We start from the raw sequence: 18611 nt of genomic DNA, 5'->3' as shown, positions 1-18611 counted from the left end.
GACAAATGAGCAACTGCACCAGACTCCAGTGAAGCAGCATCCAGGGCAATGACGCTTGAAACCAGCGGCGGAAAGTGCGCTCATTCCAGCCGCTGTAGCGGCTGAGATTGAGCGCGTTCAGACGGCCAGGGATGGCCTGCCACAAGGGCATCAGGTGGAGAAGAAAACGCTGTTGGTGAGCAGGAAAGGCCAGCAGAGTGAGCAGGACAGGTAAGATCGACATCGGGTCTCCTTGGGTGTGGTCTTGAGAACTTCACCCTACTGGAGACCCGTTTTTTAGATCACGTGTTGATTTCGCCAAAAGTGTCCGAACCATTGAGTTATACGGATTTCGCTTAATTCTTTACCAATCCGGGAAAGCGCCGGAGTGGTAATCCATATGCGAAACCCGTATTTTTCCCTACTCGCTCCGCTCGGATTTTACCGTTTTTGCAAATGATTCAATCGGAATCCGTATTATTCACCCTGCCTGCTCTGACATTTCTAATCCTGAGCGCCTGTGGACAGTCCTCATCTCCCACTACACAGCAGACCGATCCACAGATTCAGACCAGCGTCGAACACGCTGATGTCTTAATCTGGATCAACCAGCAGGACAGCACATGGAAGACGAAGTATCAGCCTGGCATTCAGAAAGCGAGCGTGATGCAGGCTCAGTTGGTGGAGGCAGAAGCTGCGAACTGTGGATTGCCCTTTCCGACGCCGAGTGGACGTTGGTATCAGATCTGTGTCGAAGGTTATTTTAACTACTACGTTCGGCGCTTCTACTGGTGGTGATCCAAAAAAAGGGCCGACCGCTGAAGTAGCAGTCAGCCCTCTTCCTTGAAAATTTCCCTATGCCTGCTGGTACATCACCGCGCGCTTGACTTCCTCAATCAGTTGGGTGATCGGGATGTCGCGCGGGCAGGCTTCCGTACAGTTATAGGCGGTGCGGCAGCGCCATACGCCGGTATTCTGGTTCATGATGTTCAGCCGCTGCTGGGTGGCCTCGTCGCGGCTGTCAAAGATGAAACGGTGGGCCTGCACAATCGAGGCCGGTCCCAGATAAGAGCCGTTGACCCAGAAGATCGGGCAACTGGTGGTGCAGCACGCGCACAGGATGCAGTTGCTGGAGTGGGCCATGCGCTCGGCCTCTTCCTCGGACTGGATGCGCTCGGCGGCGGGGGCAGGGGACTCGTTGATGAAATAAGGCATGATCGCCTTGTAGGAGTCGAAAAACGGCTCCATGTCCACCAGCAGGTCCTTTTCCACTTTCAGGCCGCGAATCGGCTCGATGGTAATGGTGCCGCCGTCCTTGGCCACGTCGCGCACCAGCGTCTTGCAGGCCAGGCGGTTGCGCCCGTTGATCAGCATGGCGTCGGAGCCGCAGATGCCGTGCATGCACGACCGCCGGAAGGTCAGGCTGTGATCGTGGTACCACTTGACCTCGTTGATCACGTCCAGTACGCGGTCCCCGGCCTGGGCCTCAATGGCGTAAGTTTCCCAATGCGCCTTGCGGTCCTTTTCCGGATCGAAGCGTAGAATCTTGATCTTGATGTGCAGCATCGGCAGGGCCTGTTTGGCAGCGGCGGGCGCGGTGCTGGTTTCGTGTTGCATCTGGGTCATTTGAATTCCTTTGAGAGGGCGAGGCGTTCTGGATTCTCATCCTCTCAGTCGCGGATTAGTAAACGCGGGCCTTCGGCTCAAAGGCGCGGGTAAATCCCTTCAGGGCCACGTCCTTGTAGCCGATCTGGACGTTGCCTGGCCTGTCCAGATCCTTGTACGCCATGGTGTGCTTGAGCCAGTTAATGTCATCACGGGTGTGGTAATCGGCGCGGTCATGCGCCCCACGCGACTCGGTGCGGTTCAGGGCGCTGGCGGTCATGGCCTCGGCGCAGTCGAGCATGAAGCCCAGTTCCATCACCTCGATCAGCTCGGAGTTGTAGCGCAGGCTGGTGTCGCCCACGTTCACGTCCTGATAGCGCGCCTTCAGCTCCCTGATGATCTCCACCTGCGCTTCCATATCCGGCCCGTTGCGGAAGATGCCGACGTTGTTCATCATCGACTCCTGCATTTCCTTGCGGATCAATGCCGGGTTTTCCTTGCCGCTGCCGTTCTTCAAACCATCGAACAGATCCTTGGTGCCGCTCTGGGGATCGTCGGGCAGATCGGGAAATTCCACCTGACGGGCGTACTGTGCGGCGTAAATGCCCGCGCGGCGGCCAAAGACCACCAGATCGCCCAGACTGTTGGTTCCCAGGCGGTTCGCACCGTGCAGAGACACGCAGGCCTGCTCGCCTGCCGCGTACAGCCCCTCAATGCTGCCGCCGTTGCCGTCAGACAGGCACAATCCATTGAGGTCCGTGGGAATGCCGCCCATCGCGTAGTGCGCCGTGGGCTGCACCGGCACCAGGTCCTTGACCGGGTCCATGCCCAGGTAGGTGCGCGCCAGATCGGTGATCTCAGCCAGCTTGCCCTCGATCACCTCGCGCGGCAGGTGGGTCAGGTCGATGTTGACGGCGTCGCCGTCGCGGCCCACGCCCCGGCCCTCACGGATCTCGCTGATGATGCTGCGCGACACGATGTCACGCGGCGCGAGGTCTTTGATGGTGGGCGCGTAGCGTTCCATGAAGCGCTCGCCGTCCACATTTCGCAGAATGCCGCCCTCGCCGCGAATGCCTTCCGTGACCAGAATTCCCAGCTTGGCGAGGCCAGTGGGGTGGAACTGGTAGAACTCCATATCCTCCAGCGGCAGGCCCTTGCGGTAATAGATGCTCATCAGATCGCCGGTCAGGGTCAGGGCGTTGCTGGTGATCTTGAAGATGCGCCCATATCCGCCCGCCGCCAGAATCACGGCCTTGGCGTGGAAGGTGTGGGTCTCGCCGGTCGCCAGTTCGTAGGCCACCACACCCCGGCAGCGCCCGTCCTCGATCAACAGATCGGTGACGTGGAATTCGTTGAAGAACATGGTGCCTTCCTTGACGTTCTGCTGGTACAGCGTCTGAAGGATCATGTGGCCGGTGCGGTCCTTGGCGTAGCAACTGCGCTCCACCGCCGCCTTGCCGAACTCGCGGGTGTGGCCGCCAAATTTGCGCTGGGCGATCTTGCCCTCAGGGGTGCGCGAAAACGGCAGGCCCATATGCTCCAGCTCGTACACCGCGTCGATGATGTCCTTGGAGAACACCTCGGCGGCATCCTGATCGGCCAGGTAATCGCCGCCCTTGACGGTGTCGAACATGTGCCATTCCCAGTGGTCCTCGGCAACGTTGCCCAGCGCTGCGCCGATGCCGCCCTGCGCCGCGCCGGTGTGCGAACGGGTGGGGTACAGCTTGGAGATACACGCCACCGAGACATTGCCCTTGGCGGCGTACAGCGCAGCCATCAGGCCCGCGCCGCCCGCGCCGATCACCAGTACGTCATAACGATGTTGCATAAGTCAGTTCCGTCCTTTTAAAGCTTTAAATCGAGAACAGGCCGATGGTGCCGAAGGCGAAAACCAGTGCCACCACGCTGTAAAACACGCCCTTGACCCAGGCCCGGTTGGGACGGGTGCGGACGTAATCCTCGATGGAGTAGCGCGCGCCGTTGGTGCCGTGCATCAGCGCCAGCGCCAGGATCAGCCAGTCGTAGAACTTCCACGCCGGATTGGCCAGTTTGCCCACCACCGCTGTAAAAGTGGCGTCGGACTCGGACACCTGAATAAAGGTCATGTATATGTGGCCCAGCACTAGGAACACCAGGATCAGGCCGCTGATGCGCATGAAGATCCACCAGTTCAGCTCGGCATTGCTGTGGGACTGCGTTTTGGCATCAATGAACGTTCTTGCGCGGATCATTTAATAGCCTCCCAGCAGACGGGGCAGCAGGGTCCAGGCCGCGTACAGGCCGCTGACCACGGTGACGGCCATCACGCCGTACCACATCTGGCGCTGGTAGGCGACGCCCGCGCCGGTAAAGTCCATCACGATAATTCGCAGGCCGTTGAAGGCGTGATACACCACTCCCGCCGTGATGAACACCAGCCCGATGCGGAAGATCGGCCAGTCGTAGGTTTCGTGGATCGCCATATAGAACCGCTCACCAAAGATAAACGAGCCGATGCTGAACACGTGGATCAGCAGGTACGCCAGAATCGCGATTCCCGACAGGCGGTGAAGCAAAAAAGCCCATTGCCCCTCTCTTCCCTTGTACATTCGTTCCTCCCCAGGTCACCCGCAAACCCTTCGCACGCGGCTCTGGACTTCTTCTCAGGCCGTATTTTAAAGCAGGTATTTCGCCGTGTGGGTAACCATCGTGACCGTTCCGGCGTGGTAATTTGCAACCCCGTCAGGATAACACCCGCCTGTGGCGCTGATGCCCCGGGCTGGCCTGGCACCGTCCGGCGCTCCTGTCACCCGGCAGGGGGCAACGGCACGTTCGGGGCGCTTTCCGGGAGCCGCCCACACGCGCTACTCTGCACCCCATGACTGATGCCAAGCCCTTCAAGACCCCCGAACAGGAGGCCGAGTTCACCCGCAAACTGGTGCTGGGCCTGCTGAGCACCCTGGAGAGCAAGGGGCTGCTGACCTCGCCGGAGCTGGACTCGATCCTGCGCGCCGCCCGCCTGGCCGCGTACCCGGTGGCCCCGTCCCCCGCCGCTGGTCCCGCTGGCCCCGGCACCCGCTGGGTCAAGCCCGGGCAGCCGCCCAGGGAGATGGACCGCAGCACAAAGGTGGCCATTCCCGACGTGCGGGCGGGGGGAAAGGACGGGAAAGAAAACCCGCCGCTGATCGATATGGAACTGGACTGAGCACCGCTTGCTCCAGTCTATGTTGGGCGAACCGCTTCCTCCACATCTGGAAAAGCGGTTCGCCCAGTTGAGGGGGTTGGGCCGGGTCCTCAAGCGAGTTCACTCCAGTGGGCTACCGGCTATAGACCAGATACTGCTGACCCGTCGTGTCATACCGGGATTTGAAGCCGTAGGCTATCCCAACCTTCGGCGCAATGCTCAGAAAATTAATGACGTCGTCACTTCCCAGAAAGACCGTCTTCCGCGTCCGGTCCCCTAGGTTGAACTGATGCAGGGCACCGCCCTCGGCCAGCCATGCAGTCTGGGCGTTTTCAACGACGCTCTGTACCTGTGAATAGCTGCTGAAAGAAACCTCGCCAAATGTCACCGCCGGGCTGAAGGTCAGGTTCTGGAGATCAATTTGCCTGAAAGAAATCGTCCTGTATCCTCCAACTGTTCCCCACAGCTTTCCCTGCCGGTCCTGGGCGATTGACAGCACACTCACCTGATTGCCCATTTCTTCAGAGGAAAGGAGTGCAGCCGCGCTGGCCACACTGGTTCCCGCCGTGGTGTTGACCTTGACCAGTGTGCCGTCCGCCGCCGGAAACACGATGTTCTCACCGACGCTGTCATTCGCAACTGGAACAGCGGAATTCGCTGGCTTGACCGTGGCGATCACGGTGTCTTCATTGGTCGATGGATTGATGCGGTGCAGCGCGGGCACGTTGAAGCCGTCAAAAGCCATCACCCATGCCCGGCCCTGCCTGTCGATGCCAAACGGGACGCCAGGCGAGAAAATCCGGGCAGTGACACTGCTAAATTTTTGCGCCTGGTCTGCGCCCTTGCGGTACAGTTGACCCTCGACCGTCGCGACCCAGATGCTGCCGTCGGGTCCAGTCTGGATACGCTTGGCCGTGGCAGACGCTGGAAGCTCGTGTGTGCCGACGACCTGCTCACCACGAATCTGGATCACCCGGCTTCCCTGCGCGCCCCACAGATCGCCGTTCGGGGCCAGGGTCATGAAGGTGACCGCAACCTGGCCCAGGGCAACGCGCCTGGGCTGGACCTGGAGTTTAAGCGTAGTTCGCCGGACCTGCGAGCCGGAGGTTCCCACCAGGGTCACGTCATAACTGCCAGGGACGACATTCGCCGCGACCGTCAGGGGCAGATTGATTTGCGTATTCACCTGGCCGGTGGTGGGCGTTGCGGTGATGCCAGCGGGCGCATTTTCGAGCGTCACGGTGATCGGATCAGTGAAGCCAGTCATGGAGGTGGTCCCGACGGGAACCACGCTCTGCTCGCCGGCAAAGACGCTGAGGCGTTCGGTGGGCAGACTCGTGAAGATGCCGAATTCAGGTTTATTGATGGTCACGAAGACGCTGCCGTCGCCCACCTGCTGACCCGCCGGAGTCTTGACCAGCACTTGAACGAACTGGTTGTAGAGCTGCCGTTGCGCTCCCGCGTACCTGAAAGTCAATTTGGTGCTCAGGGACTGCGGCTGTACATTCTGCCCCGAAACGCCCTGAGCCGAGGTTCTGGGCAGAGGCTTGAGCGTCACGCTGGACGGTTCAACAGTCAGGCCCGGCAGGTCCGTGGACAGCGTGACGGTGCCTGAGTAGTCGCCAATTTGGATGAGGCGGGCATTCACTGTCACGGTGTCGTTCGTTCTGAACTCGAGTGGGGACGTGTCCAGCGAGACAAACACGCTGGGTTTAAGAGGCTCAAATCTCAGTTCTACACGGTTGCCGGGCGCGGCGTTACGAACGGTCGCACTATTCGAGCCACGCCCAGCGACCAGGGTATTCCAGCCTTTGACCAAGCTGATGTCATAGTTTTCCGTATAGGTTGTTCCGTCACCGGCCTGAAAGGTACACGTACCCTTGAAATTGAACACGCGGTCGGCATAGGTCCGGTAAATTAGGGGATCAGGAAGTGTGGCGTCTGGACCGCTGATGACCGCCTCCTCCAGATAACCGAGCATGTCGCCCTGCGCGCTGAACGCCAGGAATCCATAGTTGGATCGGCTCAGGGCCAGGGGATTGCTGACGTTTCCGGTGCAATTGGAGTTGCGGAATTCCTGGTAGAGGCTTCTGGGATCAGGTACGAAATCCGACAGATCGATGTTCAAAACATTGTCTTTGAGCTTGAATATGCCACTAAAGGGATCACGAAAATACGCCGGATTGGCACTGTCAATCTGTAAATCGGTTCCCACCACTCGGCCTGAAACAGCAGTGTCACTGACCAGGGTCCCAGCCGGAGTGGACGCCTTGTACTCCAACGTGACGCTCTTATCGCTGTCCAGCGTGACGGTCTGGGCGGCAGGCTTTAAAAAGCCGTTCAACACGCCGCCTTCAACGCTCAACACGCTTCCGGCAGCCAGGTCACCGAACGTCTTGCTGCCGGTCAGGGGGCCGTCGAAGAGGGTGACCTTGCTGCCCACGTTGACAACCTTGACCGGGGCACTGGGCACACCCGCGACGCTGACGGTCAGGGCGAACTTGGAAAGGGGTGGAGGGTTGGGCGTGCCGCCGTCGCCGCCGCCACAGGCAGCGAGGAGGACGCTCAGGCCGAGAAACGCGGGAGGGCGTAAGAGTCTCTTCATAAAATCTCAGAATTCTAATGCGCCGTATGCAGTCAAATGTGTGAGATCGTTCTTTTTGCTCGGTTCACCCGCCCACCAAACTGGTGGCCTGCGCCACGTGTGCTTGCACTATTCTCTTTTCCGATGTCCCAGCCGCCTTGCCGATCACCCCAGATCATCGAGACGCCCGACGGCTCGCGCACGGCCCACAGCCCGCGCTTTGGCGAGGCGTATGGGTCGCGGCACGGCGCGCACACCCAGGCGCGGCATGTCTTTTTGGAGGGAACGCGGACCCACCAGCACCCAGCACCCCGCGTGCTGGAAATCGGCTTTGGCCTGGGTGTCAACTTCCGCGCCACGCTGACGGACGCGGCGGCGCGGAATGTGCGGCTGGACTACGTCGCCTACGAGTTTGACCCCGCCCCGGCAAACTGGCTGCGCGAGGTCTCGGAGGGTCAGGTGGGCGCAGAGCATCCGGCGTGGCGACAGCTCCTGAACCGCTGGCCGCACGCGCCCCTGCACATCGAGGCTGAAAACGTGCGCCTGACCGTCCATTTCACCGATGTCCTCACTGCCGATTTGCCGCAGCACTGGGCCACCGCGCTGTATCTGGACGGCTTCTCGCCCACCCGCAACCCGGAGGTCTGGACGCCAGAATTTGTGGCCAGGCTGTCCGGAACCCTCGCTCCGGGCGGTGTGCTGGCCACCTACAGCGCTGCCGGGCATGTGCGCCGTGCCCTGGCAGCGGCGGGATTGACGGTGGAACGCAGACTGGGAGCGCCGGGCAAGCGGGAATGCCTGCGGGCAGTGCGGGACGGGCGGAGCCTCTCGCCTTGAGCCGCCCACAGACCGCCCTCGTCATCGGCGCAGGCGTCGCGGGCGCAAGCGTCGCCTACTTCCTGTCCAGACTGGGCGCGCAGGTCACGGTGATCGACGCGGGCATTCACGCCTCCAGTTCGGTGCCGTCCGCCCTCATCAACCCGGTGCGCGGACAGTCGGGCGGTGTAGACGCGCGGGCGCTGGAAGGCATGGCGCTGACCTGGGAATTGCTGCGCGAACTGAAGGCGGCAGGCCACCACCTCCCACACGGTCAGACGGGCATGCTGCGGCCTGTTCCAGACGACAAGGCCCGCACCCGCTTCGAGCGCAATCTTGCGCCTGGACTGGCCCACCGCTGGCTGACCAGGGATGAGCTTCCCGTGCCGCTGTCCCCCGGCTGGGCACATGCCCTGTGGCTGCCGGAAGGCGGCTGGGTGGACGGCGCGGCCCTCACGCAGGCTTTGCTGGAGGCTTCGGGAGCGCGGATGATCCGGGGGCGGGCCTCAGCATGGACGGCGCGCTCGGTAGAGGTGCGGGACGCAGACGGCTCCATTTCCCTCTTCCCCACCTGCCAGGCCGTCATCCATTGCGGCGGCTCCATCGGCTCAAGCTGGGCGGGCGAGCACCGCACCCACCGCATGGGCACACTGCTGACGCTGGACCAGGCGGCCACCGCTGTGCCGCTCAGTTTCGGCGCATATCTGGCTCCCTCGGCGGGCGGCGGCGTGCTGGGAGCAACGTATGAAACCCCGGCGCAGGGGTGGCAGGAACCGGCGCTGCCGCTGGCCTCGCACAGCTGGTTGCTGGGCAAGGGCGAGGCGCTGGCAGACCTGAGCGGCGTGAACGTCACCGGGCGCTGGACGGGTTCGCGCCTGTCCGGGTTGCGGACCGGGCAGGACGAATACGGCGTGTGGCACCTGTCGGGCCTGAGCAGCAAGGGCTTCTTGCTGGGGCCGCTGCTGGCGCGGGAACTGGCGCAGGCGGTTGTCGAAGACGGACCGTAGGCGCTGCCGGGTCAGGCGGCTGCCCACTCCGTCACACGCCCGGTAACGCCTCCGCAGACCAGCCACTGAACTAGACTGCAAATTATGGCGAAATACCGCATCTGTTCTATCGAGGGCGATGGCATCGGCCACGAAGTCATCCCCGCCACCCGCCGCGTGCTGGACGCCGCAGGCTTCGATGCCGAGTACGTGGACGCCGAGGCCGGATACGAGTACTACCTGGACCACGGCACCAGCGTCCCGCAGGCCACCTACGAAGCGGTGGAACACACCGACGCTACCCTGTTCGGCGCGGCCACCAGCCCCAGCGGCGAGAAACCCCCCGGCTTTTCCGGCGCGATCCGCCACCTGCGCCAGAAGTACGGCCTGTACGCCAACGTGCGGCCCACCAAGACCCGCCCGGTCCCCGGCGCATACGAGAACGTGGATCTGGTCATCGTGCGCGAGAACACCCAGGGCCTGTACGTGGAGCAGGAGCGGCGCTACGGCGACACCGCCATTGCCGACACCGTGATCACCGGCGAGGCCAGCCTGCGCATCGGCAAGTACGCCGCCGCTCTGGCCATGAAACGCGACAAGCGGCTGACCGTGGTGCACAAGGCGAATGTGCTGCCCGTCACGCAGGGCCTGTTCCTGAACACCATTCTGGACCACACCAAGACGGTGGAGGGCCTGAACACCAGCACCATGATCGTGGACAACGCCGCCATGCAACTGGTCCGTAATCCGCGCCAGTTCGACGTGCTGGTGATGACCAACATGTTCGGCGACATCCTGAGCGATCTGGCCGCCGGACTGGTGGGCGGACTGGGCATCGCGGCCAGCGGCAACGTGGGCGACAAGTTCGGTATCTTCGAGTCGGTCCACGGCAGCGCCCCCGACATCGCCGGACAGGGCGTCAGCAACCCCACCGCCACCATGCTGGCCGCCGTGCTGATGCTCGATGAGCTGGGCGATCACGACACGGCGCGGCGCATCGACAACGCCGTGAACAAGGTGCTGACCGAAGGCCCACGCACCCGCGATCTGGACGGCACGGCGGGAACGAACGAATTCACGGACGCGGTGATCGCGGCGCTGTAGCCCGCTCAGAGCACACCGGAAGGTCAGGACCACGCGCCGCTGGCCTCTCTTCGTCACGCGGCCCTAGGCTGTTACGCTGGACCATGAAACTTCCAAACAGAGCGGCGGTGGGTCTAGCCTCCTATCTTCTGCTGGGCGGCGGCGCACAGGCACAGGTGACCTGGCGCGTCCTGTACAGCGAGGCGCTGACGGTCACGCCACCCCAGGCCACGGCCCAGGAACGCGTGTTGATCGGGCGGGCGGCGGCGGTGCTGGGGGCCTGCCCTGGCGAAACCTTACCTTCCGGCCCAGAGCTGATCGGGCGTGCGCCGGGGCCATTTCTGAGGGCTGGCACGCAGGAAACGGCGCTGGTCTACCGGGCCTGCGAACTGTTCATGGGCAACACGCTGGGCCTGCTCATCATGCGGGCCGGGCAGCCCGCGCTGCATCTGACTTTTAGGGGCAGCGCGATCAGCGAGGTCTACAGCGTGCTGGACGTGAACCGCGACGGCCTGCGCGAACTGGCTATGCTGGAAAACTTCGCGGACGCGGGCAGCGGCGAGGCGTGGCTGACCGTCTGGGACTTCCGGCGGGTGGCTCCCGGAGGGCTGCCCACGACGCCGTACCGCTTTCTGACCGTAAATGACCGCTGTGAACCGGACTCATCGAGCAAGAAGGGGGCCATGCGGCACTACAAAATCTGGGTCTTGCCGGGAGGAACGCCTGCCTTCAAGGCAGATGAATCGGGCGCAAAGGGGTGCAGGCCCACATCTCTCCAGCCCATGAGAGCAGGAATAAAACCGCTGGGACCCGACTTTTTAGCCCCACTTCCCACCCGGCTGCCGCTGCCCTGATTTTCATGGCCCAAGTTCTCTGGCCTGGGTTCAGCCTTCCAGCGCCCCCTCGAAATCTCCCAGCAAGTCGCCGATGTCCTCGATGCCCACGCTGATCCGCAGCAGCCCCGGCGTGATGCCCAGGCGCTGTCTCTCGGCCTCGGGCAGCGCACGGTGCGACGTTCCCCACGGCCACGACAGGGTGGTGATCACGTCGGCCAGACTGGGGGCCAGCGGAATGCGGCCCGCCAGCGCTTTAACAAAGGCGGGGGCATCCTCGATATCGGCGGCCAGCATGCCGCCGAAGCCGTTGAGATACAGGTCCTGCGCCAGATGGAATTGCGGGTGATCGGACAGGCCAGGGTGGTAGACCGCCTTCACGCGCGGGTGGTTGACCAGCACGTCGGCCACCGCCTGCGCGTTGCCGCTGTGTGCCCGCATCCGCAGTCCCAGCGTCTTGAGACCCTGCATGGTCATCCAGGCGTCGAAGGCCGACATGGTGCCGCCCAGCCGCAGCAGGCGGGTGCGGGCGGGGGCCACCAGCTCCGCACTGGCGCACAGCACGCCGCCGAACGCGGTGCTGTGTCCGCTGAGATACTTGCTGACGCTGTGGGTGATCAGGTCCGCGCCGTGCAGAGCCGGGCGAAACACGGCGGGGCTGGCGAAGGTGTTGTCCACGCTCAGCAGCGCGCCGTGATCGTGCGCCAGTTTGGCCAGCGCAGGCACGTCCGGCACGGTCAGGAGCGGGTTGGTCAGGCTCTCGACGTGGACGACTTTCGTGTTCGGACGAAACGCCTCCTCCACCTCATTCAAGTCGCAGGCATCCACGAAGGAAACCTCGATACCCAGGCGCGGAAATTCCTCGGCCAGCAGGGCGTACGTCACGCCATACACGCGGGCGTCGGTGATAACGTGATCGCCGGTTTTCAGGACGCCCAGCAGCGCCGCACTGATCGCGGCCATGCCGCTGGCGGCCACCAGCGCGGCCTCGGTGCCCTCCAGCACGGCCAGGGCACGTTCCAGACTCGCGCCGTTGGGGGTGCCGTTGCGGTAGTAGAAGGCGGCAGGTTCCGCGCCGCTCATAGCCCCGTCCAGCGCGTCCAGATCGGGAAAGGCGTAGACGGTGGACTGGTAGATCGGCTGAGCGAGCGGCACCGAAGCGTTGGGCCGGGCCTCCTCGCCCGCACGGGCCGCCAGGGTGGTCAGGTCATAGTCGTGCTTGTCGGCGGGAGTCACGCGCACAGGCTAGCGCCTGGGCTGCGCGGATACCCAGGATCAGGGCCGCGCCTCAGCCGATCTGCGTGACCAGCACCCCGATGCCCTCCACCTCCACCTCTACCGTGTCGCCCGACTTCAGGGGGCCGACACCCGAGGGCGTGCCGGTCAGCACCACGTCGCCCGGTTCCAGGGTCACGAAGCGGGTCACGTAGGCCAGGACCGTGGGCACATCAAAGATCATCAGGCTGGTGCGGCTGTCCTGTTTGGACTCGCCATTCACGCGGGTCTGCACGCGCCGGTCCGCCGGGTCCAGTTCGGTTTCCAGCCACGGTCCCAACGGGCAGAAGCGGTCCGCCGCCTTGGCCCGGAACCATTGCAGGTCCGTCTTCTGGCGGTCCCGCGCCGTCAAGTCCAGCCCGCAGGTGTACCCGGCGACGGCGGCCAGCGCGTTCTCCGGCGTCAGACCCTGCGCCCGCGTGCCGATCACCAGCGCCAGCTCGCCTTCAAAGTGGAAGTTGTTGCTCCAGTCGGGTGCGTCCACCGTGCCGCCCGGCTCGGCCAGGGTGTTGGGGCCTTTTAAAAAGATGCCGGGTTCTGTGGGCAAGTCTCCCTTGTCGTTGCCCAGCTCGCGGATGTGGTCCAGGTAATTGCGGCCCACGCAGACGATCTTGGACGGCTCGGCAGGGGGCAGCAGGGCCGCCATGTCCAGCGGAGCCGTCTCTCCTGTGCGCGGCCCGCCCATGCCGTCGGTGAACTGCACCGTCTCGCCGTCCACTTCTCCCCAGGAGGCCCCACCGCTATGCTGCATTCTGACCAGTCGCATGCGGGCAGGATAGCGTGTGGGCGGCGCTGTGCCGTGGAAGACAGAAAGAGGCGAGGCCATTGCGCGCCTCGCCCCACCCACCCACCTTCGATCAACCGACGGGCGTACCCATCGCCTCCAGCACGGCATTCGTGAAGGACTTCGTATCGGCCCTGCCGCCCAGATCGCGGGTGGGTTCCTCGCGCAGGGCCAGCGCCACGGCGCGCTCGATCTGGTTGGCGGCGTCGCTGCGTTTCAGGCCGTGCCGGAGCAGCATGGCTGCGCTCATAATCGCGGCGGCGGGGTTGGCGATGCCCTTTCCGGCGATGTCCGGGGCGCTGCCGTGGATCGGCTCGAACAGGCCCGCGCCGTCGCCCAGGGACGCGCTGGGCATCAGGCCCAGGCTGCCGGGGATCACGGCGGCCAGATCAGACAGGATGTCGCCGAACAGGTTTTCCGTGACGATCACGTCGTAGCGGCTGGGATCGGAGACGATCAGCATGGCGACGCTGTCCACGTATTCGTGGTTCAGATGGATGCTGCGGTAACTGCGGTCCCGCAGCGCCTGCACGTCGCGCCGCCACAGCTCGCTGACCTCCAGCACGTTGGCCTTGTCCACACTGGTCACGCGGCCCTTGCGCTGCTCGGCGGCCCAGAACGCCATCCTCGCCACGCGCTCCACCTCCAGGGTGGTGTAACGCATGGTGTTGTAGGCGGTGCCGCCGTCCAGGGAGCGGTCCTGGTCAAAGTACACGCCGCCCAGCAATTCACGCACGATCAGGATATCCACGCCGCGCGCCAGTTCGGGCTTCAGGGGCGACAGGTGTTCCAGGCCAGGCTGCACGCGCACCGGGCGCATATTGGCGTAGCAGCCCAGCGCCTTGCGGAGAGCGAGCAGGCCACTCTCAGGGCGCATGGGACGCGGCAGGCTGTTCCAGGGGCTGTTCTGCGCGCCGCCCACGGTTCCCAGCAGCACGGCGTCTGCGTCGGCCAGCGCGTCACGGGTTCGCTGCGGGAAGGGATCGCCGTGCGCCTCGTAGGCCATTCCTCCGATGGCATGTTCCTCGAACGTCAGGTCCGGGGCCACCTCGCGCAGCACTTCCACGGCGGCGGCGGTGACTTCGGGGCCGATGCCGTCGCCGGGCAACGTGACGATCTTAGGCATGGGTCTTCTCCTCCTCGGGGCGCTCACCGGGGTGGCCGTGTCCGGCTTCGGTGCTTTTTGCCTTCAGCGTTTCGGCCTCCAGATCGGCGGCGTCGTGTTCCTTCATGTATTCCAGCCAGCCGCCCGCCTTCTGCACGTCCAGCGCGAATTGCGGCACGGGAACAAAGGTCAAAGCCTGGCCGGTACGGGTGTTTGTCACGGTACCGGCCTGCAAGTCCAGATCGGCGTCATCTCCATCATTGAACGCCTCCACGATACCGTCACATTCCAGCGCCAGAAAGCCGTTGTTGATGGAGTTGCGATAGTAGATGCGCGCAAAGTTAGGCGCGATCACCGCGCTGACGCCCGCGCCGCGCAGCGCCCAGACGGCGTGTTCGCGGCTGCTGCCACAGCCGAAGTCGGCCCCGGCCACCACGATATCGCCGGGCTGGACGCGCTTCACAAAGGTCTTGTCGTAGTCCTCCATGGCAAATTTTGCCAGCTCGGCCTCCACATCGGTGGTCAGGTGGCGGGCGGGAATGATCTCGTCGGTGTTGATGTGATCGCGGGCAAAGACGTGGACAGTGGGCATGGGGACTCCTTTGGAGAGGCGGGGCGGCAAGCGACTGGATGCCGCCAAATAAGCGGGGCAGCCTGGGTCAGACCACAGTATCAGCGCGGCCCAGGCCGTGCCACCGCGCGGGGGCAGGTTATCGAGAGGAGTACCAAAGGTGCGTCCCGGCTGGTCCCGAGTACGGGGTTCATCAGTCATCTCTAGACCTGTTCTAGACCGTCTCATCTGTCCAGTCCCGGCCCCGCGCACACTCTGGGCAGACGCGAGACCCGCCGCTGCCCCCCTCCCCCATTCCTGCGTGCCAACAGGTGAATCTATGGACCCCGTAACCCTGATCCTGATCCTGTTTGTGGCCGCGCTGGTGCTGTTCGCCACCGAATGGCTGCCGGTGGACGTGACCGCGCTGGGCCTGCTCTCGGCGCTGCTGCTGACCGGGCTGGTCACGCCCAAGCAGGCGTTCGCGGGCTTCGGCAGCGACACGGTCCTGACGCTGGCCTCGCTGTTCATCCTGACGCGGGTGCTGCTGCGGGCGGGGGTGATCGAATGGATCGGCGTATCGCTGGCCCGCCGCGCCCGCAACGCCCCGGCCATGCTGCGCGGGCTGCTGGGCACGGTGGCAGGCATCAGCGCCTTTACCAGCAACACCGCCACCACCGCCGTCTTTCTGCCCGTGGTGGCGGGCCTGTCCAAACGGGCGGGCATCGGCGCGGGGCGCGCGCTGATGCCGCTGGCCTTTGCCAGCATCCTGGGCGGCACGGTCACCATTATCGGCACCAGCACCAACCTGGTGGTGTCGGGAGCGCTGCCCACCACCGGGCAGAGGCCGCTGGGCTTCTTCGAGCTGGCCTGGGTGGGCCTGCCGGTGGCCGTCGTGGGTCTGCTGTACCTCTTCTTTGTGGCTCCCCGCCTGCTGCCAGAGCGCGAGGCCGCGCTGGAAGACTCGCTGCGCGCCTATCTGGCAGACCTGACGGTGGCCCCTGGCAGCCCGCTGGCCGACAAGGCGCTGCGCGACAGCGGCTTGGGGCGCGACTACGGGCTGACGGTGGTGGCAGTGCGGCGCGGTAACCAGACCTTTTACGCGCCGGGGCCGGATTTTGTCGTGCAGTCCGGCGACACGCTGGCGGTAGAAGGTCAGACTGAACGCATCCTGGCCGGAAAAAGCACGCTGGGCGTGGTTAGCAAGTCCGAGCAGAAGCTGCGCGCAGAGCCGGGCGAGAATGGCCCAGGAAAGGACAGCAATGTGCGGTTGATCGAGGCCGTCGTGCTTCCTGGTTCACCGCTGCTGGGGCGCACGCTCAAAGAGGGCCGCTTCCGCGAGCGCTACGGCGTCTCGGTGCTGGCACTGCACCGCCGCGCGCAGCATTTCGAGCGGCTGGGCGGCGTGCGGCTGGCGGTGGGCGACATGCTGCTGATCCAGGGCAACGCTGCCCGCATCGACTCGCTTGGGGATTATCTGGCGGTGATGGGTGACCTGACCGAGCGCGTGCGTGACCCGCGCCGCGCGCCGCTGGCGGTGGCCCTGTTCGTGGGTGCGGTGGGCCTGGGCGCGTTTGGCATCGTCCCGCTGGCCGTGGCCGTGCTGGTGGCCGTTGCCCTGAGCCTGATCTTCCGCCTGATCTCGCCGGAGGAGGCTTACGGCGCGGTGGAATGGCCGATTCTGGTGCTAATCGCCTCCATGCTGGCCTTCGGCACGGCCTTCGAGTCCACCGGGGCGGCGGGCGTGCTGACCGGGGCGCTGTCGGGCGTGCTGGAGCCGCTGGGGCCGTATGGGCTGCTGGCCGCGCTGTTCGTGGTCACGGTGGCGCTGACTCAGCCGATGAGCAACCAGGCGGCGGCCCTGGTGATGCTGCCGCTGGCGATTGGCACCGCAGGGGCGCTGGGCTATGATCCGCGACCCTTCATTATCGGCATCACGGTTGCGGCCAGCAACTCGTTCATCACGCCGCTGGAGCCGTCGTGCATGCTGGTCTACGGCCCCGGACGCTACACCTTCATGGACTTCGTGCGCGTCGGCTCCGGCCTGACGCTGGTGACCTTCGTGGTGGCGCTACTGATCATCCCACGCGTGTGGCCGTTCTAGAGGCAGGCAGCGAAAAAACCCTCTCCGCTGGGAAGAGGGTGAGGAGAGCGGCCTGCGCCCCTAGATGAACAGCGGCGCGTCGGGATCGTCCAGCAGCGGCCTGTCCTTGCGCGCCATCAGGGCGGCGGCGGTGCCGATGCCGATGACCGCGCCGATGCCGATCACGATCAGCGTCCAGGTGATCAGCACTTGCGAATGTTCGTGGGTGCGGTCTGAAACCATGTATGAAGCATAACAGTCTGCGCGCGGGGCAGGATTTGAAGCGGGTTGAGAAAGTGGGGGTGAGAGGTAGACGCGCCGCTCTGGACGCTCAATCTGCCGCAACTGTCGCAGGCTCTTCCAGCACGCGCGGCAACCGTCGCCACAGCGCCAGCAACGAGATCAGTCCCAGCGCCGCCAGCACGATCAATCCCCAGCGCGAGCCGAGCAAGCCGTCCTTGTTGATCAGGGCGCTGGACAGCAGCGCGCCGGGCGGTCCCATGCCCACCAGCACGAAGGAATACAGGCTCATCACCCGCCCGCGCAAGTGGTCCGGAATGGTCAATTGCACGGTGCTGTTGGCGCTGACCAGCAGTGTCAGCATCCCAAATCCGCAGGCGGCCAGCACCGGCGCGGCCAGCAGCGAGCCGGGGGTCAGCGCCAGCACGACGGTGGAGACAATCAGAATCACCGCGCCGTAGCGCAGGTTCCGCACCGGGTTGGGCTTGCTGGCCTGCCACAGTGCGCCGCCCATCGCCCCCACCCCAAAAAAGGCCGACAGCACGCCAAAAGCCGCCTCGCGCTCGCCGTAGACCACGCGGGCAAAGTAGGGAATGATCACGTTGAAATTGATCACCGTCAGGCTCAGTGCCCCCACCAGCAGCATCACGTTGCGGACGGCGGGGGTGGCGCGCACGTAGCGCAGGCCCTCGCGGATGTCGTCGGCCACCTTGCCGCGCCGCACGCCTGGCCGCGCCGGAAAAGGCAGGGTGGCCAGCACGTACAGCACCGCCGCGAACGACACCACGTTCAGGTAAAAGGGAAAGGCCAGCCGGGCGATGTTGGTGGCGTCTCCCCCGGCCAGCAGCCGGATGCCCAGCACCGCCACCACCCCGAACAAAGCCTGGCCCAGCGTGCGGCTCACGTTGAACGACAGGCTGTTGAGGGCCACCGCGTTGGTCACGGCCTCGCGCGGCACGAAATCCACCACCATGCTCTGCCGGGCGGGCATGTCAAAGGCGTTGGCGCAGCCCGACACGAAGGCCAGAAGCATGACCAGCGGCAGCGACACGACGCCCAGATGGGTGGTGACGGCCAGCGTCAGGCCGGTGATCAGCAGCACGATCTGGGTGGTCAGCAGGACCCGGCGGCGGGACACCCGGTCCACCACTGCCCCTGCGAACAGCGAGAGCAGCAGGCTGGGCGTGAACTGCGCCACCGTCACCAGCCCCAGCGCCGAGCTGCTGCCCCCCGAAAGCTCCAGCACCAGGTACTGCTGAGCGGTGGCCTGCATCCACGATCCCACCAGCGACAGCAACTGCGAGAACCAGTAGCGGCGGTAGTTGGGATGTTGCAGCGCCCTGAAGGTATTGATCCGCCACTCGCCGACACGCGCAAACACCCGCCCACCATACGCCCGCCGGGACGCAGCATGTCATGCGGGACGGCGCAGTAAAGGGGACGTGGGTGTGGTGGAGTCCCGCACTCATTACACTCCGAGCGCCCTGTCGAGGGTCTTTTGGATGACTCTTCTCATCCAACTCTC

At 64.5% G+C, this 18611-nt stretch carries 18 protein-coding genes and 1 pseudogene; 7 read left to right on the top strand and 12 right to left on the bottom strand.

The genetic code is table 11. The annotated features are described in order from the left end of the window. Positions 1-223 (bottom strand): annotated as a pseudogene (locus Q322_RS24145) (IS4 family transposase); the annotation flags it as partial. 212 nt (positions 224-435) lie between these two features. On the opposite strand from Q322_RS24145, the gene Q322_RS23390 reads away from it, so the two are divergent. Then, complete coding sequence (locus Q322_RS23390; RefSeq protein ID WP_156953036.1) at positions 436-777, top strand: hypothetical protein; 342 nt, start codon at positions 436-438, stop codon at positions 775-777. A gap of 57 nt (positions 778-834) precedes the next feature. Here Q322_RS23390 and Q322_RS0112675 read toward each other — a convergent pair whose 3' ends face one another. Genes Q322_RS0112675 through sdhC form a run of 4 tightly spaced genes read right to left on the bottom strand, consistent with a single transcriptional unit; the run spans position 835 to position 4172 of the window. Further along, positions 835-1605 (bottom strand): succinate dehydrogenase iron-sulfur subunit, encoded by a 771-nt coding sequence (locus Q322_RS0112675; protein WP_029478280.1) that lies wholly within the window; start codon positions 1603-1605, stop codon positions 835-837. A gap of 55 nt (positions 1606-1660) precedes the next feature. Then, entirely contained in the window at positions 1661-3412 is a 1752-nt protein-coding gene (gene sdhA, locus Q322_RS0112670) for a succinate dehydrogenase flavoprotein subunit (protein ID WP_029478279.1), read from the bottom strand. A 25-nt stretch (positions 3413-3437) separates the two neighbouring features. Continuing rightward, entirely contained in the window at positions 3438-3815 is a 378-nt protein-coding gene (locus Q322_RS0112665; protein ID WP_029478278.1) for a succinate dehydrogenase hydrophobic membrane anchor subunit, read from the bottom strand. After that, complete coding sequence (sdhC, locus tag Q322_RS0112660) at positions 3816-4172, bottom strand: succinate dehydrogenase, cytochrome b556 subunit (RefSeq protein ID WP_029478277.1); 357 nt, start codon at positions 4170-4172, stop codon at positions 3816-3818. 269 nt (positions 4173-4441) lie between these two features. Here sdhC and Q322_RS24140 point away from each other — a divergent pair, with 269 nt between their 5' ends. Further along, a complete protein-coding gene (locus tag Q322_RS24140) occupies positions 4442-4768 on the top strand; it encodes a hypothetical protein (RefSeq protein ID WP_034418535.1) in 327 nt (108 codons plus the stop codon). 112 nt (positions 4769-4880) lie between these two features. Here Q322_RS24140 and Q322_RS0112650 read toward each other — a convergent pair whose 3' ends face one another. Then, complete coding sequence (locus Q322_RS0112650) at positions 4881-7112, bottom strand: hypothetical protein (protein ID WP_156953035.1); 2232 nt, start codon at positions 7110-7112, stop codon at positions 4881-4883. Between the two features lie 363 nt (positions 7113-7475). On the opposite strand from Q322_RS0112650, the gene mnmC2 reads away from it, so the two are divergent. The 4 genes from mnmC2 (at position 7476) to Q322_RS0112630 (ending at position 11070) form a co-directional block, all read left to right on the top strand. After that, the gene (gene mnmC2, locus Q322_RS0112645) at positions 7476-8168 is read left to right on the top strand and encodes a tRNA (5-methylaminomethyl-2-thiouridine)(34)-methyltransferase MnmC2 (protein ID WP_029478275.1); all 693 of its coding nucleotides are present in this window, start codon (positions 7476-7478) and stop codon (positions 8166-8168) included. Beyond that, positions 8165-9154: an FAD-dependent oxidoreductase gene (locus Q322_RS0112640; protein WP_034418533.1), complete on the top strand. Its 990-nt coding sequence runs from the start codon at positions 8165-8167 to the stop codon at positions 9152-9154. The genes mnmC2 and Q322_RS0112640 overlap by 4 nt, the downstream gene beginning before the upstream one ends. 84 nt (positions 9155-9238) lie before the next feature. Further along, positions 9239-10237 (top strand): isocitrate/isopropylmalate dehydrogenase family protein, encoded by a 999-nt coding sequence (locus Q322_RS0112635; protein ID WP_029478273.1) that lies wholly within the window; start codon positions 9239-9241, stop codon positions 10235-10237. A gap of 83 nt (positions 10238-10320) precedes the next feature. After that, positions 10321-11070 (top strand): hypothetical protein, encoded by a 750-nt coding sequence (locus Q322_RS0112630; RefSeq protein WP_156953034.1) that lies wholly within the window; start codon positions 10321-10323, stop codon positions 11068-11070. 30 nt (positions 11071-11100) lie between these two features. Here Q322_RS0112630 and Q322_RS0112625 read toward each other — a convergent pair whose 3' ends face one another. The 4 genes from Q322_RS0112625 to Q322_RS0112610 all read right to left on the bottom strand — a co-directional run bounded on the left by Q322_RS0112625 (position 11101) and on the right by Q322_RS0112610 (position 14805). Continuing rightward, positions 11101-12285, bottom strand: coding sequence for a trans-sulfuration enzyme family protein (locus Q322_RS0112625; protein WP_029478271.1), 1185 nt, complete (start codon positions 12283-12285; stop codon positions 11101-11103). 52 nt (positions 12286-12337) lie between these two features. Beyond that, the gene (locus Q322_RS0112620; RefSeq protein ID WP_029478270.1) at positions 12338-13090 is read right to left on the bottom strand and encodes a fumarylacetoacetate hydrolase family protein; all 753 of its coding nucleotides are present in this window, start codon (positions 13088-13090) and stop codon (positions 12338-12340) included. Positions 13091-13181: 91 nt separating this feature from the next. Next, a complete protein-coding gene (gene leuB, locus Q322_RS0112615; RefSeq protein WP_029478269.1) occupies positions 13182-14234 on the bottom strand; it encodes a 3-isopropylmalate dehydrogenase in 1053 nt (350 codons plus the stop codon). After that, on the bottom strand, positions 14227-14805 hold the full coding sequence (locus Q322_RS0112610) for a 3-isopropylmalate dehydratase small subunit (protein ID WP_029478268.1): 579 nt from the start codon (positions 14803-14805) through the stop codon (positions 14227-14229). Before Q322_RS0112610 ends, leuB begins: the two co-directional genes overlap by 8 nt. A 298-nt stretch (positions 14806-15103) precedes the next feature. On the opposite strand from Q322_RS0112610, the gene Q322_RS0112605 reads away from it, so the two are divergent. Next, entirely contained in the window at positions 15104-16867 is a 1764-nt protein-coding gene (locus Q322_RS0112605) for an SLC13 family permease (RefSeq protein WP_029478267.1), read from the top strand. A 60-nt stretch (positions 16868-16927) separates the two neighbouring features. Here the strand turns inward: Q322_RS0112605 and Q322_RS24045 are convergent, their stop codons facing one another. Both Q322_RS24045 and Q322_RS0112595 read right to left on the bottom strand, forming a co-directional pair. Next, on the bottom strand, positions 16928-17089 hold the full coding sequence (locus tag Q322_RS24045; protein WP_169739084.1) for a hypothetical protein: 162 nt from the start codon (positions 17087-17089) through the stop codon (positions 16928-16930). An 88-nt stretch (positions 17090-17177) separates the two neighbouring features. Next, positions 17178-18467: an MFS transporter gene (locus Q322_RS0112595; protein ID WP_029478266.1), complete on the bottom strand. Its 1290-nt coding sequence runs from the start codon at positions 18465-18467 to the stop codon at positions 17178-17180. Between the last annotated feature and the right edge of the window lie 144 nt (positions 18468-18611).

Origin of the sequence: Deinococcus frigens DSM 12807 (assembly GCF_000701425.1) — a bacterium.
In the GTDB taxonomy this organism is placed as follows: Bacteria; Deinococcota; Deinococci; order Deinococcales; family Deinococcaceae; genus Deinococcus; species Deinococcus frigens.
Note: the sequence above shows the minus strand (reverse complement) of the source record. Positions and strands in the feature narration are given on the sequence as shown.

What these genes read in the sequence shown, in the direction of transcription:
- Q322_RS23390 (WP_156953036.1), top strand. Translation starts at nt 436, where the DNA reads ATGATTCAATCGGAATCCGTATTATTCACCCTGCCTGCTCTGACATTT.
- Q322_RS0112675 (WP_029478280.1), bottom strand. Translation starts at nt 1,605, where the DNA reads ATGACCCAGATGCAACACGAAACCAGCACCGCGCCCGCCGCTGCCAAA.
- sdhA (WP_029478279.1), bottom strand. Translation starts at nt 3,412, where the DNA reads ATGCAACATCGTTATGACGTACTGGTGATCGGCGCGGGCGGCGCGGGC.
- Q322_RS0112665 (WP_029478278.1), bottom strand. Translation starts at nt 3,815, where the DNA reads ATGATCCGCGCAAGAACGTTCATTGATGCCAAAACGCAGTCCCACAGC.
- sdhC (WP_029478277.1), bottom strand. Translation starts at nt 4,172, where the DNA reads ATGTACAAGGGAAGAGAGGGGCAATGGGCTTTTTTGCTTCACCGCCTG.
- Q322_RS24140 (WP_034418535.1), top strand. Translation starts at nt 4,442, where the DNA reads ATGACTGATGCCAAGCCCTTCAAGACCCCCGAACAGGAGGCCGAGTTC.
- mnmC2 (WP_029478275.1), top strand. Translation starts at nt 7,476, where the DNA reads ATGTCCCAGCCGCCTTGCCGATCACCCCAGATCATCGAGACGCCCGAC.
- Q322_RS0112635 (WP_029478273.1), top strand. Translation starts at nt 9,239, where the DNA reads ATGGCGAAATACCGCATCTGTTCTATCGAGGGCGATGGCATCGGCCAC.
- Q322_RS0112630 (WP_156953034.1), top strand. Translation starts at nt 10,321, where the DNA reads ATGAAACTTCCAAACAGAGCGGCGGTGGGTCTAGCCTCCTATCTTCTG.
- Q322_RS0112620 (WP_029478270.1), bottom strand. Translation starts at nt 13,090, where the DNA reads ATGCGACTGGTCAGAATGCAGCATAGCGGTGGGGCCTCCTGGGGAGAA.
- leuB (WP_029478269.1), bottom strand. Translation starts at nt 14,234, where the DNA reads ATGCCTAAGATCGTCACGTTGCCCGGCGACGGCATCGGCCCCGAAGTC.
- Q322_RS0112610 (WP_029478268.1), bottom strand. Translation starts at nt 14,805, where the DNA reads ATGCCCACTGTCCACGTCTTTGCCCGCGATCACATCAACACCGACGAG.
- Q322_RS0112605 (WP_029478267.1), top strand. Translation starts at nt 15,104, where the DNA reads ATGGACCCCGTAACCCTGATCCTGATCCTGTTTGTGGCCGCGCTGGTG.
- Q322_RS24045 (WP_169739084.1), bottom strand. Translation starts at nt 17,089, where the DNA reads ATGGTTTCAGACCGCACCCACGAACATTCGCAAGTGCTGATCACCTGG.